This is a genomic window from Qipengyuania polymorpha, assembly GCF_019711435.1.
In the GTDB taxonomy this organism is placed as follows: domain Bacteria; phylum Pseudomonadota; class Alphaproteobacteria; order Sphingomonadales; family Sphingomonadaceae; genus Qipengyuania; species Qipengyuania polymorpha.
The window spans coordinates 374,081-391,199 of sequence record NZ_JAIGNK010000002.1 but is presented as its reverse complement, the minus strand read 5'-3'; the positions used below and the strand labels follow the sequence as shown (position 1 = coordinate 391,199).

Below are 17,119 nucleotides of genomic sequence, written 5' to 3'. Positions count from 1 at the left end.
GATTCTCCAGCTATAACAAATGGAACACTCGCCCGTCAGCGATGGTTCATTACATGGATGCGATTATGCGCATTCCCCATACATGGAGGCTCGCTCCTCATGCGATATATTCTTGCGGTTGCGGCCGCCCTGTCGATGACGCTCGTCACCGCCCTGCCTGCCCATGCGCAGTTCGGCGGCTTGGAGCGTACGGAAGTCAAGGAAGGCTACCAGATCAAGGCGGGCGAGGCGAACATCCTCGTCTTCCGCCCCAATGTGCGCGTCGGCGCGCAGACCACGGGCGGGATGCACGAGCCGAACGCCGAGTGGACCGAGACCGCCAAGGCCAACCTCATCGGCGCGATGCAGGAAATGCACGGAGCGAACGGCATCGAACTGGTCATGGTGCCTGACCAGGAAGGCGAGATGGGCGATGTGGTGGAAAGCTACACCGCGCTGTTCGGCACGGTCGCGAGCGCGGTGCTCACGCACAAGATGACCTATGGCAACCGCCTGCCGACCAAGAAAGATCGGTTCGACTGGACGCTGGGTGAGGGCGCGGCGCAGTTGAAGGAACTGGGCGGCGATTACGGCCTCTTCTTCTATACCTACGACAGCTACGGTTCGACGGGCCGCAAAGTCATCCAGGGCCTTGCTTTGGTGCTGGGCGGCGGGTTCGTGCCTTCGGGCGTGCACATGGGCTATGCCGGGCTGGTCGATCTCAACACGGGCGACCTTGTCTGGCTCAACGTCGACACCTCGATGGGCGGCGACCCGCGCACGGTGGAAGGTGCGCAGAAGCGTGTCGCGCAGCTGATGGAGGAGTTCCCGCTCAAGGCCGCTGGCGAGCCGGGTGAAGACCCGGAAGGCGTGGTCATTGTCGTCCCTCCCGCCACGGCCGAGGACGGCACGCTGCGGCCTGCCGGTGAGGAAAGTGACTTGCCTGCCACCGAAGCGACCGAAGAGGAGGACGCAGAATGAAGGGCCTCCTTGCCAGCGTCGCCATCGCGGGCCTCGCCATCCAGCCGCTCGCCGCGCAGGACGCCGACGAGCCTGAAATCATCGAGGCGGAGGATGTCGACGACACCCCGCTCCCCAGCGCCCACGGTTACGAGCCGCAGGACGATCTCGAAAAGGGCCTGTGGTACGAGATGGACGAGGCGGAAAAGCGCCTCAAGGAATCGCGCTTCCTCATCGAGGACCCCGAGCTCAACGCCTACGTCCGCTCGGTGCTGTGCAAGACCGTGGGTGAGGAGCGTTGTCAGGCAACCCGCCTCTACCTTGTGCGAACGCCTCAATTCAACGCGAGCATGGCGCCCAATGGCGCGATGCTGGTCTATTCGGGCCTCCTCCTGCGCATGCGCGACGAGGCGCAGTTGGCTGCCGTTTTGGGCCACGAGTTCACCCATTTCGAAAAACAGCATTCGCTGCGCATCTTCCGCTCGATCCGCACCAAGACCGACATCATGAGCTGGCTGTCGATCCTGCCGGTGCGGCTGCCCTATGCTGCCGCCATGGCGTCGCAATATGCGCTCATCGGCAGCGTCTATTCCTTCAACCGCGAGATGGAGCGCGAGGCGGATGCCGGCTCCATCGACGAGCTGGTGAGTGCCGGTTACGACCCGCGTGCTGCCTCGGCTATCTGGTCGCAGCTGGGCGCGGAGATGGATGCGACGGCCAAGGAACGCCGCCACCGCAGCGACAAGAACCGCAATGGCGGCCTCTTTGCCACTCACCCACGCTCGACCGACCGCATGGGCAAGCTTGCCATCATGGCGCGCGAGGCGATGGACGAGGACAAGGAATACGACCGCGGTGCTACCGAATATCGCGCTGCCATCGGCGACTGGTGGCCCAAGCTTATCGACGACCAGATTGCGCTGAAGGACTTCGGCGGGACCGAATACCTTCTGGCCACGCTCGCCGGTGACGACCCGCTCGGATGGACCGGCGACCTGCTCTACGCCCGCGGCGAACTTTACCGCGCGCGCGCCGAAGAAGGCGATTTCGCGCAGGCTGCCGATTTCTACCGCCAGGCGATAGCCACCGGCACGGCGCCTGCCGAAAGCTGGCGCGGACTGGGCATTTCGCTCTTGCGTGACGGCTTCAAGGCGGAGGGGCAGGCTGCCCTTCGCAGCTATCTCGACCTTCGTCCCGACGCGCCCGACGCGGCGCTTTTGGCCAGCATGGCCGGGGAGACTGCATGATGAACTTCCTGATGAAATCCGCCGCCGCACTGGCGCTGGCCAGCACGCTGGTCGCCGCTCCTGCCGAGGCCCGCTGGCGTCTCGTCGAGGCTGGCGATGAGCGCAAGGTCGCGCGCAGCAAGCTCGTGGTCACCGCGCCAGAAGACTGGAACCGCGCCACCGAGCGCCCGACCAGCCGCAGCGAGATCTGGACCACAGAGGGCACGCAACTCACCGAGTTGATGTTCTATGCCAAGATCAAGGACGGCGAGACGCTGTTCAAGCGCCGCCAGCGCAAGCGCAACCCTTTGCCCGAGTTCAGTCCCGACATGCTGCCGACCGACCTTGTCGAATGGTATGAAGACACGGCCAATATCGTGCTCGGCGGGTCGCTGTTCGAGATTGTCGAGGTCCAGCCCGCGACGCTCGGCGGCTATCCCGGCGTGCACTTCCGCTATAGCTACACCGGCGGCGACAATGTCGCGCGGCTGGGCGAGGTGAGGGCGGCCATTATCGACGAGAAGCTGTACCTCATCAGCTTCGAAGCGCCGAAAATCTATTATTTCGACCGCTACATCACCGGCGTGCGCGCGATGATGGATAATGCCCGCTTCGAATAGCCCGCCGCTCGACATTCTTCGACGAACTGCATGGCGGGCGCTTGATTGCCTCGGGATTCCTGCCTAGCCACCGGCCGTGCGCGCGAGGGGATCGCGCCTTTTTGAGAGGGTCAATCATACATGCGTAAAACCGCCACCATCGCCGCCCTGCTGGCCTGCGCTGCATCCGCGCCGCTCGCTGCCAAGGAAGGCATGTTCACGCCGCAGCAGCTTCCCGAAATTGCCGAAGACCTGCGCGCAACCGGTCTCGAAATCGACCCCGAGGCGCTGAGCGACCTCACCGGTTTCCCGATGGGCGCAATCGTCTCGCTGGGCGGGTGTTCGGCCAGCTTCGTTTCGCCGCAAGGCCTCGTGGTCACCAACCACCATTGCGCACGCGGCTCGGTGCAGTACAATTCTACTGCCGAGAACAACTATCTCGAGAACGGCTTCCTCGCGAAGACCAAGGGCGATGAACTGGCCGCAGCGCCGGGTTCGCGCATCTATGTCACCACCGCGCTGACCGACGTCACCCAGCGCATGCGCAGCGGCACCGAAGCGATGAGCGCGACCGAGCGCTACGACGCCATCGACCAGCGCACCAAGGACATCACCGCCGAGTGCGAGCAGAAGGCGGGCTACCGCTGCCAGGTCGCCAGCTTCTACGGCGGCAAGGAATACACGCTGATCGAGCGTCTCGAAGTGCGCGACGTGCGCCTCGTCTATGCGCCCGCCGACAGCATCGGCAAGTATGGCGGCGATATCGACAACTGGATGTGGCCGCGCCACACCGGCGACTTCGCCTTCTACCGCGCCTATGTCGCGCCTGACGGCTCGGCTGCCGACTATTCGGAAGACAACGTCCCCTACCAGCCCGAACACCACCTCAAGGTGAGCGCATCGGGCCTGAAGGAAGGCGATTTCGTGATGGCGGCGGGCTATCCCGGCTCGACCTCGCGCTATGCGACGCTGGCCGAGGTGGAGAACACCTTCAGCTGGTCCTACCCGACCTACGTGAAGCTGGTGAACGAGTGGATCGACACCATCGAAGAGGCCGCTCCCGAAGGTTCGGACGCGCGCGTGAAGTACGAATCGCTTCTCGCGGGCCTCAACAATTTCGAGAAGAACACCCGCGGCCAGCTCGATGGCGCGCGCCGTGTCGACCTCGTCGGCCGCCGTGCGGAGCGCGAAGAAGCGCTTGCCGCGTGGATCGCTGCGGACAAGAGCCGCGCGGGCTATGCCAAGGCGATCGCCGACCTGCAGGCATTGTCTGAAGAGAGCGCAGAAATCGCGCGCCAGGCGTTCTGGTACAACTTCGCCACGCGCCCTGCGCTGCTTTCCACCGCGCAGCGTCTCTACCGCCTGTCGCACGAGCGCCAGTTGCCCGACGCCCAGCGCGAGCGCGGCTACCAGAAACGCGACATGACCTTCTTCAAGCAGGGCATGCAGGCATTGGACCGCCGCTATGACGCATCGGTCGACAAGGCGCAGTGGCTGCTGTTCCTCGACACCTATCTCGAAGAGCCTGCCGGCAACCGCGTCGCCGTATTCGACGAGGCGCTTGGCCTCACTCCGGGCCTCACCGAAGCGGAGCTTTCGGCCAAGCTCGACGCCTATTACGAAGGCACCATGCTGGCCGATGCGGAGAACCGTCTCGAGCTGATGGAAGCGACCCCCGCAGAGCTGGAATCGCTCGACGACCCGTTCATGAAGCTGGCGGTCGCGCTCTATGAATACGAGCGCGGTCTCGAAGACGCTGCCGAGGAACGCGACGGCCGCGCCCTCGCGCTGCGCCCGGCTTACATGGAAGCCATCACCGGCTGGCAGTCGAGCCAGGGCCTGCTGACCTACCCCGATGCCAATTCCACCCTGCGCGTGACCTATGGCACCGTGCTGGGCGGCTCGCCCAAGGACGGCATGGCCTACCTGCCGTTCACCACGCTCGAAGGCATTCTTGAAAAGGACACTGGCGAAGACCCGTTCAACGCGCCCAAGCACCAGCTCGAACACATCCGCAACAAGGATTACGGCGCCTATTACTCGCCCGAAGTCGGCTCGGTGCCGGTGAACTTCCTGTCGGACCTCGACAGCACGGGCGGCAACAGCGGCTCGGCTACGCTCAACGCGCGCGCCGAATTGGTCGGCCTGCTGTTCGACGGCACCTTCGAAAGCGTCAATTCCGACTGGGATTTCGACCCGCGCACCACGCGGACCATCCACGTCGACACGCGCTACATGCTGTGGGTGATGGACAAGGTCGACGGGGCCAACGGCCTCATCGAGGAAATGGACATCGTCGAATAAGCCAAGGGCGATACGCCACGAAAAAAGGGCCGCCGGTAGCGATACCGGCGGCCCTTTTGGTGATTTTGCCCTCCTGCTATGGTCGCCGCCTCAAGCGATGCGGAGGGTGACAGCCATGAAGTGGGTATTCCTGATATTCCTAGCCCTGTATCTCGTGGCTCTCATGTTGCTGGCCATCGGGACCTTCGGCTGGCTTGGGCAAGAGCGCGATCCGCTTTCGGGTGTCTTCCTGATGCCGCTGGGTCTGCCATGGAACATCCTTGCCGATCGGGCGGGGCTGGGCGGACCGCTTGTCGCCGTCCTGGCGCCGCTCATCAATGCCGGTATCCTCTATTGGCTCTGGCGCAAGTGAGGATCAGCCGCCTTCGATAAAGGCGTCGACCACGACATAGGTCTCGGGGCCGAACTTGATCGTTACCCGGTCGCCATCGCGTGTCGAGGTGAAATCCCATCCTGCCGAACCGTCGGTCTGGGCGCTGTCCGCGCCATAGGGCTCGGTGCCGTTGAAGAAGATGGCGCGCTTGCGGCCATCCGGCTTGGTGACCTCGACCAGCGTGGTCCCGTCTTCGCCCCAGTTGCGTTTCACGCCTGCATTGCAGGTTTGCGACGGCGACGCGCCGCCAAAGCCGCATGGCACGGGGGCTGTCGCGTTATAGTCGGTCCCGGCAACCATCGCATCGCCGCGGCCGGCCATGGGTCCGTTCTCGCCCATTCCTGCGTTGGCATCGCCCATCGGGACACTGACCAGCCGCACGCCGTCGATGTTGTCGACGATCGTGCCGCCCAGTGCCTCTGCCGAGGCCTCGCTCGGGCATCCCACGAGGATGGCGCTGTCGTCGAGATAATTCGATGTGGCTGCGCTTTCGCCGAGGTTCCGGCAGGCATCGCCCGCGTTGGGATAGCCCTCTCCGAACGGGGCGAGGCTTTCGGGAATGGCGACTGCCGTCTCGGCAGCAGCTGACTCTTCCGAAGTCGCGTCTGCCGTTGGCGTTTCCCCGCAAGCGGCGAGGGCCGAGTGCCGAAGCACCCGCCGCGAGATGGATGAATTTCACGCTATTTCTCCCTACTCAGCGACACTTGGGATGGCGGCCGATATCGCGCAGGTCGTAAAGCCGCCCGTCGGCAATGGTCACTTGCACGCATTGACGCGACTGCGGCTGCCACTGGATGGAATAGCGCGTGTTGCCACTGGTGAAATTGTCGACCTGGCGGAAGCCCCGCCGCTCCAGTTCGGACATGCCGCCCGCCGCACGCGCGCCCTGCAAATCCTTGAACCGCGCGACTTGCGCGTGGCCACCGCGGCCATAGTGATGCTCGGCGTTTGCCTGGCGCTCGCTCACGCCCGCGTGATACCCGTTGACGTAAGCAGATTCGCGGTCGGGGTTGTGGAAGGGATGGTGGTACAGGCCATCCGTGTAACCCCTCTCGTAGGCGAGTTCCGCATCGCGGTCCTCGTGGTGCTGGTTGTCTTCGTGGTGGTGCGACTTGTGGCTGAGCAGGGCGCCGAGGATCGCGGCTCCTGCAACGGCTGCCACCGCTGCTCCGGCATTGCCCTTGTGGTGGCCGCAATCCTGGTCGCTCGCGTCGTTGATCGTCATCACGCGCCCGTCGTAGACCTCGACATTGACGCAGTCGTCGTCAGCTTCGTCCCACCAGTAGCTGTACACGTAGCCGATGTCGTTCTTGTGGGTGGAAACATGCGCGAAGCCGCGCTCGCGAAGCTGGTATTCCGCATCGCGGCCCATCGATCCGTTGATGTCGACCAACTGGCTTGCCTTCTCGGCAAGGACCGGGGTGGCGACAAGCGATACGGCGGCACAGGTAGCGGCGAGTTTGGCGATTCTGGATGGCACAACGGGTCTCCCTTCAGCGAAATGGCGCTCACTGCTTTGCAGTTGCCCGCCCGACTCGACCCGTGTGACCTGAATACCAACAGTGAAAGGTGAAGCTTTCAAGGCCTTCGACTCGTCGCGCCAAACAAAAAGGCCGCCGGTATCGCTACCGGCGGCCCTTCGTTTGATGCTGCGAGGCTGATTAGCCCTGGCGTTCGCCGGTCAGCGCCATGTCGCCGAACGCGCCGGCGTTGACGGTGCCGGTCAGCTGGTCACCGTTGACGGTGGCCTTGCAGTTGAGCGTCATCGGCATCGGGACGGTCATGTCCATCGCCCAGGTCAGCTCGTCGCCGTTGATCTTGCCGTCCTTGACGTCCATCGAACCCATGCCGCCGGCCATCGAGCCGGTGAAGGTGTTGCCATCGTCACCCGGAACGACAGTGAAGGTGCCCTTCTGGTCACCCATCGGGCTCTTGACGACGGTGTCATAAGTACCGGCTACGGACATGCATATTCTCCTTGGATTAAAGATGCAGCTTCTTTGCTGTTACTGACACTCTTGTCAATTACTGGTCGAGTTCCTGCACGGTGTAGGGCAGGCCGGTGCGCTCGAGCTGCGGCTCGACCACTTCGGCATCACCCACCACGACATAGACGATGTCGTCATAGACAAAGTTCCGGCGGGCGGCGTCGACCATCTGTTCGGCGGTCATGGAGCGGTAAGTGTCGGCGATGGTCTCGTAATAGTCGTCTGCGCGACCGTATTTCACGATGTTGACCATTCCGGCGAGCACGCTGCTGGAGGTTTCGAATTGGCCGGGAAGTTCGCGGACATTGCCGTTGATGGTGCGTTCGAGCTCTTCCGGGGTCACGCCATTGTCGCCGACAAAGCCGGTGATTTCCTTTTCCAGTTCGAGAATGGAATCGCCTGTGCGGTCGGCTTGGACCTCGGCCTGGATGGCAAAGCCCAGCCGGTCGCGGTTGTAGACGACGCCCGAACGCGACCCGTACGACCAGCCCTTCGTCTCGCGCAGGTTCATGTTGATGCGCGAGAGGAAGCTACCGCCCAGGACCTCGTTTGCAGCGAGCAGCACGGTGTTGTCATCGGTGCCGCGCGCATCGAGGATACGCCCGCCAAGGATGACCGACTGGGGCGAATTCGGACGATTGAGCAGGACGATGCGGGCATCCGGTTCGGGGATTTCCACGTCGAAAGCCTTGGCCGGTAGCGGCGTTGCCGGTGCGCGCCAATCGCCAAAGGAGGCTTCGAGCAGGCTCACGGCTTCGGCAAGCGTGGTGTCGCCGACCACGAAGACCTTGCCATTGTCCGGGCGGATCCAGCGCTGGTGCGCAGCATCGAGCGCGGCAGGAGTAAGGCCCGTCACGACGTCGCTATCACCAAGACCAGACGCCGGAATGCCGTAGGGATGGTCCCCGTAAACCAGCGGCGTCAACACGCGCTGTCCGGCAGCCACCGGGCTCTTCATCTCCGCGCTGATGCGGTTCAATTGCTGCGAACGGACACGCTCGAGGTCATCCGCGCGGAAAGCCGGGTTGCGAATGAAATCGGCGAGCAGGTCGAGCGAAGGCGCGAGCCGGGTCGACAGGGCCGTGAGCTGGAAGCTCGTTTCGTCGAGGTTGGCAAAGCCGTTGACGCTCGCGCCGAGGCGTTCCTGCGCGATGGCAAGCTCGGTCGCGTCGAGGCTGTCCGTGCCTTCGTCCATCGCCGCCAGCATCAGCGACTGGGTGCCCAGCGCGTCACGGCTGTCGGCGGTGTAGCCCGCATCGAAGACCATGCGCACCGTAACCTTCGGCACTGCATCGCGGCGCGCGAAATAGACTTCCATGCCGTTCGAGAGCGTGGCGCGCTCGATATCGGGGAAGTCGAGGTCGGTCAGCGGACCGACTTCTGGCAGCTTCGAGCGGTCCTGGGCTGCCGTGGTCTGCATCTCTTCGGGATCGCAGAAATCGGGATTGCAATACCAATCGACCGCAGCCGCGTTGAGGCCTTCGCCGGTGGTGTCGGGAATGGCCGCACCCCCGCGGTTTTCGCCGCCTTCGGTGCGCTCGCCCGGTTCGACGATAAGCGAGAAGCGGGGCTTCGTCAGCCACTGCTGGGTGATCGCGCGAACCGATTCCGGCGATGCCGCGACCATCTGGTCGAGCTGCGTGCGGAAGTGTCCGGCATTGTCGTGATAGAGTTCGCCTTCGGCCAGCGTCACGGCCTTGCCGCCGAAGCCGCCAACCGATTCGATGCCGCTGATGAAGCCGGAGACGATGCTCGTCTTCGAGCGGTCGAGCTCGTCCTGCGTGGGACCTTCGGCGATGAAGCCGGCAATCTGCTCGTCGAGCGCGGCTTCGAGCGCCGCACGTTCGACACCGGGTTTGAGGTCGGCCTGCACCACGAAGACACCGGCGTCCTCGTTCGACCACTGCCAGCTGGCAACCGAGACCGCGAGGCTCTGGCCGCGCACCAACGCATTGTCCAGACGCGAGCTGGCGAGACCGCCAAGCGTGGTTTGCGCCATGACGAGCGGCACGTAATCGGTCGAGGTCTCGCCCGGCACCGGCCACATGCGGTAGATGCGCGTGGTCGAGACTTGGTCCTTGATGACCTTTTCCTTGTCGGCGGCCAGCTGCGGCACGGTCACCGCGGGGTCGACGACCTCGTCACCGCGCGGGATGGCACCGAACCAGTGGGCGACCTTTTCCTTGGCGGTGGCGACATCGATGTCGCCAGCCAGCACGAGGACGGCGTTGTTCGGACCGTAATTGTCGCGGAACCACTGCTTCACGTCCTCGAGCGAGGCGTTCTGCAAGTCGTCCATCGAGCCGATGGTCGAGTGATGGTAGGGGTGCCCCTTGGGGAAGATGTTCTCGACCACTTCGTAGCGCAACAGGCCGAAGGGCTGGTTGTCGCCGCGGCGTTTCTCGTTCTGGACGACGCCGATCTGGTTATCGAGCTTTTCCTGCGTGACGGCGCCGAGCAGGTAACCCATGCGGTCGCTCTCCAGCATCAGCACGCGGTCGATGGCGGCGGTCGGCACGGTTTCGAAATAGTTCGTGCGGTCGGCATTGGTGGTGCCGTTGAAGCCGGTCGCGCCGACCTGCTGGAGCGGCTCGAAGAAATCGCCGTCGGCGTTTTCCGAACCGTTGAACATCAGGTGTTCGAAGAGGTGGGCGAAGCCGGTCTTGCCGGCCGGTTCATGCTTGGAGCCGACATCGTACCAGACCGACACTGCGACCAGCGGGGCCTTGCGGTCGGTGTGGACCACAGTGGTCAGCCCGTTGGGGAGGGTGAAGGTCTCGTAGGGAATCTGGACTTCGTCGACCAGTGCGGCAAGCTCGGCATCGCCGGTATCCGCTTCGGCGACCGGTGCGACCGGCGCGCTTTCGACTTCACCATCCGTGTAGCTCGTGCAGGCGCCGAGCGCCAACGCAAGCACGGATGTCATTGCGGTAATCTTCTTCATCATGCTCTCCCCGTTTGCGGTGTCTGCTCACCGCCAAGGCATTGAAATTCGAGTCTCTCCCCGACTCGCGCGGGGCGGACCCTAGGCAGCTAGGGCGCGTGCGTCACCGTTTTTCGGGTGACGGCATTGGCCAGCACGTCGTCGCGCCAGAAACGCACCGGCTTCAAGCGGTGCTGGACGAACAGCGTAGACTGGTCGGTGTAATGCTTCGAGCGGGGCCGCGTGGTGGCCGCACCGAAAGGCATGATCGAACGCGAGGTCACGCGCTCGCCCGGCTGCCACTCGGTCCACTGGATGAAACTGTCGCCGTGACGCACCGCCAGTCGGCCATCCTCGTGGACGTGCCACAGGGTGGAGGCGCGTAGCGTATCCGAGCCCCCGTCGAGCGGGAGGTCGACATCACCCTGGCGCAGGCGGAGCAGATCGCCCATCGGCGGGTCGATCCGCCCGAAGTGCGTCTGGAGATGGTCGACGGCCTTTTCCAGTTCCTCGCGCGCGGTCGGGCAGGGCTTGTTCTGGTAGCGACAGGACATGAATTCGCGGATCACCAGCAGCGCAAGACTGTCGCCGCGCCCGATATTGTCGGCGGTGAAATCCCAGTCGAGCAAGAGCTGGCGCGCTGCGGCCAGGTCTGCGTCGTCCGACACGTCGAGCGCCTCGAATGCGTCCCACAGATCGGCGATGTAGCCTTCGCGCGCATAGGTGGTGTCGTATTTGATCTCCTCCAGCGCGGCGCGGTCGAGCAGATCGACCCCGCTCAGGAGCTTCCATGCCATGCGCGAGCGGTTGGTCTGTTTCAGTTCGACGCCCAGTTCGGGCGCGAATTGTTCCGGCTCGAGGTCGCTTCCGGGGCCGGCCGCGGTGAAGGGCGTGTTGTTGGCGTTGTAGAGCCAGCCCGAGGCCGGGTTCACGTAGCGCGGAAGCTTGTCGTAATCGACCGGGCCTTGCCACAGCAGCGCAGGGTCCGAGCCATCGAGCACCCCGCGCCAGTTCGGACCCTCGGGCCGGTCTGGCAGGGCGGCGTTGTAGACATAGGCGATGTTGCCTTCGCGATCGCCATAGATGAAATTGGTCGAGGGAATGTCCATCCGGGCAAGGATGCTTTCCCATTCATCGAGGCTCTTCGCCTTGTTGAGCCGGTAATAGGCGTCGAGCTGGCCGAGGTTGTCGATCCCGCCGTAACGAAAGGCAAATGCGCCCTTGTCGTTGATGATGACGGGGCCGTGGATGCTGCGGTGGATGTCCTGCTGGATGGGTAGCACGACCGGTCCGATGCGGACGGGCAGGGTCACGGTCTTGGTTTCCAGTTCGCGCCATTCTCCGCCGAAGCGGTAGCGCTTGCCATCCTCGTCCAGTTCGAGCCGGTAGACATCGGTCATGTCGGGCGTGTTGACCGTGTTGGTCCAGCCGAGGTCTTCGTTATGGCCGAGGAAGGGGAAGGGCGAACCGGGGAAATTCGCCCCGGCATAGTGCCAGCCTTCCTCGCTCTCGACGACCAGCTCGTACCACGCCACGCCGCCCCACCAGGGCTGGTGGCTGTTCGACACGAGGATGGTCGGCCCGCCCGATTTCTCCGGCGCGACGGCAAAGGCGTTGGAGCCCGCGAGCGCGCCATCCTCGCCAAGATGGGCCGGAAGGGCACGGGCCTGACTGGCCGGAGCGGGTTTTGCGCTTGGCTTCGAGGGCTCCTCGAACATCGGCTCAGGCGGATTGTCGCGCGGGAAACCGGGAATGTCGGGCCCGTATTCGCGGTAGGGATCGCTGCCCTCGACCAGCTGTCCCACCACGCTGCCGAGGCCGAAGAAGAGCGGCTGGCGCAGCGCAAAGCCCGCTGCCACATCCGTCCCGTTGACCGGGAAGAGGTTGGCCAGCTTCACCTCGTCCGGGTTCTGCGCCGCGAAATCGTTGAGGCCAGTGGCATAGGCTTCGAACAGCGCGCGCGTATCTTCGGGCAGCGTCGGATAGTGCCGCTCGGCCGTCCCGCGCGCATCGAGCAGGTGATAGAAGAAATCGACCTGTGCGCCGTCCTCGCCCGCGATTGCTCCATAACGGCCCTGCGCCATGGCGATGACGTCCTGCAGGGTGGAGAAATCATCTTCCGAATGCGCGATGGCAACGCCGTAGGCCACGTCGCGGTCGCGCTTGCCATAGATGTGCGGCACACCGAATTCGTCGCGGATGATCTCGGCGGAATAGGTGGCGGGCGGCGTGGATACGCCCTCGCGCTTGGCCCAGAACGGTTCCCAGCTTGCCAGCGCGATGAACACCACCAGCAGGATGACGAGCAGGGCAGCGCCGATGCGCAGCGACCACTTCTTCATAAATTTCAGTCCTCTCTTGCAACCTGACTAGCGAGTGCGACGAAGCGAGGCAATGTGTTGGGCAAAACGATGGTTAGCGCACTTCCGGTTTGCCGGTGGGGGCCGCTAGCCAAGGGGAGTGTCAGCACAAATCACCATCGGCCACGAATCGTCCGGCAAGCCGGTCGAGTTCGATATCGAGGAGCTTCTCGCCACCCGCCTGCTCGTCCAGGGCAATTCGGGCAGCGGCAAGTCGCACCTGTTGCGCCGCCTGCTCGAAGAAAGCGCAGGGATGGTGCAGCAGGTCGTCATCGACCCCGAAGGCGACTTCCCTTCGCTGGCGGAAGAGTTCGGGCACGTCGTCATCGACGGCTCGGCCTATTCGCCGGGCGAGATAGAGGCGCTGGCCCGCCGTATCCGCGAACACCGCGCCAGCGTGGTGCTCGATCTCGACGGGCTGGAAGTGGAACAGCAGATCCGCTGCGCCGCGCAATTTCTCACAGCGCTGTTCGATGCCCCGCGCGAGCACTGGTATCCCGCGCTGGTGGTGGTCGACGAGGCGCAGATGTTCGCACCTGCTGCCGCAGGCGAGATGGCCGAGGACACGCGGCGCATGACGCTGACCGCGATGACCAACCTTATGTGCCGCGGGCGCAAGCGCGGGCTGGCGGGCATCGTCGCGACGCAGCGGCTGGCGAAGCTTGCCAAGAACGTCGCGGCAGAAGCGTCGAACTTCCTCATGGGCCGCACCTTCCTCGACATCGACATGGTGCGCGCGGCCGACCTGCTCGGCATGGAGCGGCGGCAGGCAGAGCGTATTCGCGAGTTGGAACGTGGTCATTTCCTCGCGCTCGGTCCGGCCATCACGCGGCTGCCGCTGGCCTGCAAGATCGGTCCGGTGAAGACCGGAAACACCGTGCGCAGCGAAGGCCTGATGGCGCTTCCCGACACCGCGCCCGAGGACATGGCCGACCTTCTCACCCGCGACCTTGCTGCCGATGTCGCCAAGGCTCCGCCGCCGCCAGCGCCGCCGCCCGCGCCGCGGATGGAGGAAATGGAAGACAGCATCGCCCATGCCGAGGAGCGGCAGGTCGAGGCTCCGGCAGAAGCGCTCGACACTTCGCATGTCGCCTCGCGCATCGCGGAAATCATTGCCGAGCTGGCGAGCGAGGAGGGCATCGCCTTCCAGTCCGCCAGCGCGCAATACCAGACTTTCCTCACCCGCTGCCGCCGCGAGCGGCTTATCGGTCCGATGCCCGACATGCACGCCTTCCGCCGCCGCTTCGCCGTTGCGGGCGCGGGGCTGGAGGCGCTTGGCGAAGAAATGCAGGCGCGCATCATGCAGCTTGCCAGCGCGGTCGATGAAGACCTGCTCGGCCCCTTCCTCGTCATCGCCAAGGCCGCCCATGCGGGCGAAACGCAGGTCGACGAGAACGAGCTGGCGCGCGCCTATGGCACCAGCTCGCCTGGCCGCATCCGCCGCCTGCTCGACCACCTCGAACGGCAGGGCCTCATCGTGGTGCGCGAGGATTTCGGCGGTGGGCGCACGGTGATGGTGCCGGGCCTTGAAGGTGTTAGCGTCACCACTTGACCCGTTCGTGTCGAGCAGCCGGTGTCCCGTCAGGGACGTCGGCGCCCGTCGAGACACGCTTGCCTCGGTATCTCGACTACAGCCTGCGGCTTCCGCTCGATACGAACGGAGGGGCAATTTTTTGCCTTGCCTCTCGCCAATCGAGAGGCCACCCCTATATGCGACTAACACACCTCGACAAAAAACGTCGGGGAGATCTTGTGTTGCATTATCGCAACACCATATTCGAGGCATAATTCCAGTCAGGGGTGTTTGAATGAATCTCGAAAAGTTCACCGACCGCGCCAAAGGCTTCCTGCAGGCCGCGCAGACGGTCGCAATCCGCATGAACCACCAGCGCATCACGCCTTCGCACCTGCTGAAGGCGCTGCTCGACGACGAGCAGGGCATGGCCGCTCAGCTCATCCAGCGCGCGGGCGGCAATGCGGGTGTGGCGATAACCGAAGTCGACACGGCGCTGGGCAAGATTCCGGCAGTGTCGGGCGGCGGGGCGCAGCAGACGCCGGGCCTCGACAATGACGCCGTGCGCGCGCTCGACCAGGCCGAGCAGCTGGCGGAGAAGGCCGGCGACAGCTTCGTGCCGGTCCAGCGCATCCTCCAGGCTCTCGCCATGGCAGACAACGAGGCAGGCCGCGCGCTGAAGGCAGCGGGCATCGACGCCAAGTCGCTGGAAGCCGCTATTCAGGAAGCGACCGGTGGCCGCACCGCCGACAGCGCGGGCGCGGAAGACGCCTATGACGCGATGAAGAAGTACGCGCGCGACCTCACGCAGGCAGCGCGCGACGGCAAGCTCGACCCCGTCATCGGGCGCGACGAGGAAATCCGCCGCACGGTGCAGATCCTCGCCCGCCGCACCAAGAACAATCCCGCCCTCATCGGCGAACCCGGCACCGGCAAGACCGCGATTGCCGAAGGCCTCGCGCTGCGCATCGCCAATGGCGACGTGCCCGACAGCCTCAAGGGCCGCACGCTGATGGCGCTCGACCTGGGCGCGCTCATCGCTGGCGCGAAGTATCGCGGCGAGTTCGAGGAGCGGCTTAAAGCCGTGCTCGACGAGGTGAAGGGTGCAGAGGGCCAGATCATCCTCTTCATCGACGAGATGCACACGCTCATCGGCGCGGGGGCGTCGGAGGGCAGCATGGATGCTGGCAACCTCCTGAAGCCTGCGCTCAGCCGCGGCGAACTCCACTGCATCGGCGCGACCACGCTCGACGAATACCAGAAGTATGTCGAGAAGGACCCGGCGCTGCAGCGGCGCTTCCAGTCGGTCTATATCGACGAGCCCAGCGTGGAGGACACCGTGTCCATTCTGCGCGGCATCAAGGACAAGTACGAGCTGCACCACGGCGTGCGCATCACCGACGGCGCGATTGTCGCCGCCGCGCGCCTGTCCGACCGCTACATCCAGAACCGCTTCCTGCCCGACAAGGCCATCGACCTGATGGACGAAGCGGCTTCGCGCATCCGCATGGAAGTGGAGTCGAAGCCCGAGGAAATCGAAGGCCTCGACCGCCGCATCATCCAGCTGCGTATCGAAGAGCAGGCGCTGCAAAAGGAAACCGACAGCGCTTCGAAGGAGCGGCTCGAAAACCTGCGCAAGGAGCTGTCCGAACTCGAGCAGCAGTCCTCCGAGCTCACCACCCGCTGGCAAAACGAGCGTGACAAGATCCACGCCGAGGCCCGCGTGAAGGAAGAACTCGACCAGGCGCGTATCGAGCTGGAACAGGCCCAGCGCGCAGGCGACCTGCAGAAGGCGGGCGAGCTCCAGTATGGCCGCATCCCCGAGCTTGAGAAAAAGCTCGAGGAAGCCAGCGGCCACACCGACAATGCGCTACTGAAGGAAGAGGTCACCGAGGACGACATCGCCGGCGTGGTCTCGCGCTGGACCGGCATCCCGGTCGACAAGATGATGGAAGGCGAGCGCGAGAAGCTGCTCGAGATGGAGAGTATTCTTTCCAAGCGCGTCATCGGCCAGACGCAGGCCATCGATGCCGTATCCAAGGCCGTGCGCCGTGCGCGTGCAGGCCTGCAGGACCCGGGCCGTCCGCTCGGCAGCTTCCTGTTCCTCGGCCCCACGGGTGTCGGCAAGACCGAGCTGACCAAGGCGCTCGCAGGCTTCCTGTTCGACGACGACCAGGCAATGGTCCGCATCGACATGAGCGAATTCATGGAGAAGCACGCGGTCGCCCGCCTGATCGGCGCGCCTCCGGGCTATGTCGGCTACGAGGAAGGCGGCGTGCTGACCGAAGCCGTGCGGCGCAGGCCCTATCAGGTTGTGCTGTTCGACGAGGTCGAGAAGGCGCACAGCGATGTCTTCAACGTGCTGCTGCAGGTGCTCGACGACGGGCGCCTGACAGACGGGCAGGGCAGGGTGGTCGATTTTTCGAACACGCTGATCATCCTCACCTCGAACCTCGGCAGCCAATACCTCGCCAATATGGACGACGACCAGAAGGTCGAAGATGTCGAGCCGCAGGTGATGGATGTTGTGCGCGGACATTTCCGCCCCGAGTTCCTCAACCGGCTGGACGAGATCATCCTCTTCCACCGCCTCGCGATGGAGCACATGGCGCCGATCGTCGATATCCAGGTCGCGCGGGTGCAGAAGCTCTTGAAGGACCGCAAGATCGAGCTCGACCTCACGGACGCCGCGAAGAAGTGGCTCGGCCGGGTGGGATACGACCCGGTCTATGGCGCACGTCCGCTGAAACGCGCGGTCCAGCGCTATGTGCAGGACCCGCTCGCCGACATGATCCTTTCGGGCAAGGTGCCCGACGGCTCGACCGTGACGATCGACGAGGGCGATGGCGAGCTAGCAATGAGCATCGCCTGACCCTGTAATGACGGCGTAATCG

The 17,119-nt window shown here is 64.4% G+C and carries 12 protein-coding genes; 7 read left to right on the top strand and 5 right to left on the bottom strand.

Translation table 11 applies throughout. The features are described 5' to 3' along the window. The first annotated feature begins 99 nt into the window (after positions 1 to 99). The 5 genes from K3152_RS07190 to K3152_RS07170 all read left to right on the top strand — a co-directional run bounded on the left by K3152_RS07190 (position 100) and on the right by K3152_RS07170 (position 5,420). Entirely contained in the window at positions 100 to 960 is an 861-nt protein-coding gene (locus K3152_RS07190; RefSeq protein WP_221573428.1) for a hypothetical protein, read from the top strand. Further along, complete coding sequence (locus tag K3152_RS07185) at positions 957 to 2,186, top strand: M48 family metallopeptidase (protein ID WP_221573427.1); 1,230 nt, start codon at positions 957 to 959, stop codon at positions 2,184 to 2,186. Before K3152_RS07190 ends, K3152_RS07185 begins: the two co-directional genes overlap by 4 nt. Then, on the top strand, positions 2,183 to 2,785 hold the full coding sequence (locus tag K3152_RS07180) for a hypothetical protein (RefSeq protein WP_221573426.1): 603 nt from the start codon (positions 2,183 to 2,185) through the stop codon (positions 2,783 to 2,785). Before K3152_RS07185 ends, K3152_RS07180 begins: the two co-directional genes overlap by 4 nt. A 120-nt stretch (positions 2,786 to 2,905) precedes the next feature. Beyond that, positions 2,906 to 5,068 (top strand): S46 family peptidase, encoded by a 2,163-nt coding sequence (locus tag K3152_RS07175; RefSeq protein ID WP_221573425.1) that lies wholly within the window; start codon positions 2,906 to 2,908, stop codon positions 5,066 to 5,068. A gap of 115 nt (positions 5,069 to 5,183) precedes the next feature. Further along, positions 5,184 to 5,420: a hypothetical protein gene (locus K3152_RS07170; protein WP_221573424.1), complete on the top strand. Its 237-nt coding sequence runs from the start codon at positions 5,184 to 5,186 to the stop codon at positions 5,418 to 5,420. 3 nt (positions 5,421 to 5,423) lie between these two features. Here K3152_RS07170 and K3152_RS07165 read toward each other — a convergent pair whose 3' ends face one another. The 5 genes from K3152_RS07165 to K3152_RS07145 form a co-directional block, all read right to left on the bottom strand. Further along, a complete protein-coding gene (locus tag K3152_RS07165; RefSeq protein ID WP_247713257.1) occupies positions 5,424 to 6,095 on the bottom strand; it encodes a hypothetical protein in 672 nt (223 codons plus the stop codon). Positions 6,096 to 6,135: 40 nt separating this feature from the next. Then, the gene (locus tag K3152_RS07160) at positions 6,136 to 6,921 is read right to left on the bottom strand and encodes a hypothetical protein (protein WP_221573423.1); all 786 of its coding nucleotides are present in this window, start codon (positions 6,919 to 6,921) and stop codon (positions 6,136 to 6,138) included. 181 nt (positions 6,922 to 7,102) lie between these two features. Beyond that, positions 7,103 to 7,408 carry a hypothetical protein gene (locus K3152_RS07155; protein WP_221429168.1) on the bottom strand — a complete coding sequence of 102 codons (306 nt, stop codon included), beginning with the start codon at positions 7,406 to 7,408 and terminating at the stop codon, positions 7,103 to 7,105. 58 nt (positions 7,409 to 7,466) lie between these two features. Next, complete coding sequence (locus K3152_RS07150) at positions 7,467 to 10,376, bottom strand: M16 family metallopeptidase (RefSeq protein WP_221573422.1); 2,910 nt, start codon at positions 10,374 to 10,376, stop codon at positions 7,467 to 7,469. Between the two features lie 86 nt (positions 10,377 to 10,462). Continuing rightward, positions 10,463 to 12,694: a penicillin acylase family protein gene (locus tag K3152_RS07145; protein WP_221573421.1), complete on the bottom strand. Its 2,232-nt coding sequence runs from the start codon at positions 12,692 to 12,694 to the stop codon at positions 10,463 to 10,465. A 118-nt stretch (positions 12,695 to 12,812) separates the two neighbouring features. Here K3152_RS07145 and K3152_RS07140 point away from each other — a divergent pair, with 118 nt between their 5' ends. Beyond that, complete coding sequence (locus tag K3152_RS07140) at positions 12,813 to 14,264, top strand: ATP-binding protein (RefSeq protein WP_221573420.1); 1,452 nt, start codon at positions 12,813 to 12,815, stop codon at positions 14,262 to 14,264. 256 nt (positions 14,265 to 14,520) lie between these two features. Further along, positions 14,521 to 17,097 (top strand): ATP-dependent chaperone ClpB, encoded by a 2,577-nt coding sequence (clpB, locus tag K3152_RS07135; RefSeq protein ID WP_221573419.1) that lies wholly within the window; start codon positions 14,521 to 14,523, stop codon positions 17,095 to 17,097. The last annotated feature ends 22 nt before the right edge of the window (positions 17,098 to 17,119 follow it).

Excerpts from the sequence above, each read along its gene's own strand:
- K3152_RS07190 (WP_221573428.1), top strand. The coding sequence starts at position 100 with ATGCGATATATTCTTGCGGTTGCGGCCGCCCTGTCGATGACGCTCGTC.
- K3152_RS07185 (WP_221573427.1), top strand. The coding sequence starts at position 957 with ATGAAGGGCCTCCTTGCCAGCGTCGCCATCGCGGGCCTCGCCATCCAG.
- K3152_RS07180 (WP_221573426.1), top strand. The coding sequence starts at position 2,183 with ATGATGAACTTCCTGATGAAATCCGCCGCCGCACTGGCGCTGGCCAGC.
- K3152_RS07175 (WP_221573425.1), top strand. The coding sequence starts at position 2,906 with ATGCGTAAAACCGCCACCATCGCCGCCCTGCTGGCCTGCGCTGCATCC.
- K3152_RS07170 (WP_221573424.1), top strand. The coding sequence starts at position 5,184 with ATGAAGTGGGTATTCCTGATATTCCTAGCCCTGTATCTCGTGGCTCTC.
- K3152_RS07155 (WP_221429168.1), bottom strand. The coding sequence starts at position 7,408 with ATGTCCGTAGCCGGTACTTATGACACCGTCGTCAAGAGCCCGATGGGT.
- K3152_RS07150 (WP_221573422.1), bottom strand. The coding sequence starts at position 10,376 with ATGATGAAGAAGATTACCGCAATGACATCCGTGCTTGCGTTGGCGCTC.
- K3152_RS07145 (WP_221573421.1), bottom strand. The coding sequence starts at position 12,694 with ATGAAGAAGTGGTCGCTGCGCATCGGCGCTGCCCTGCTCGTCATCCTG.
- clpB (WP_221573419.1), top strand. The coding sequence starts at position 14,521 with ATGAATCTCGAAAAGTTCACCGACCGCGCCAAAGGCTTCCTGCAGGCC.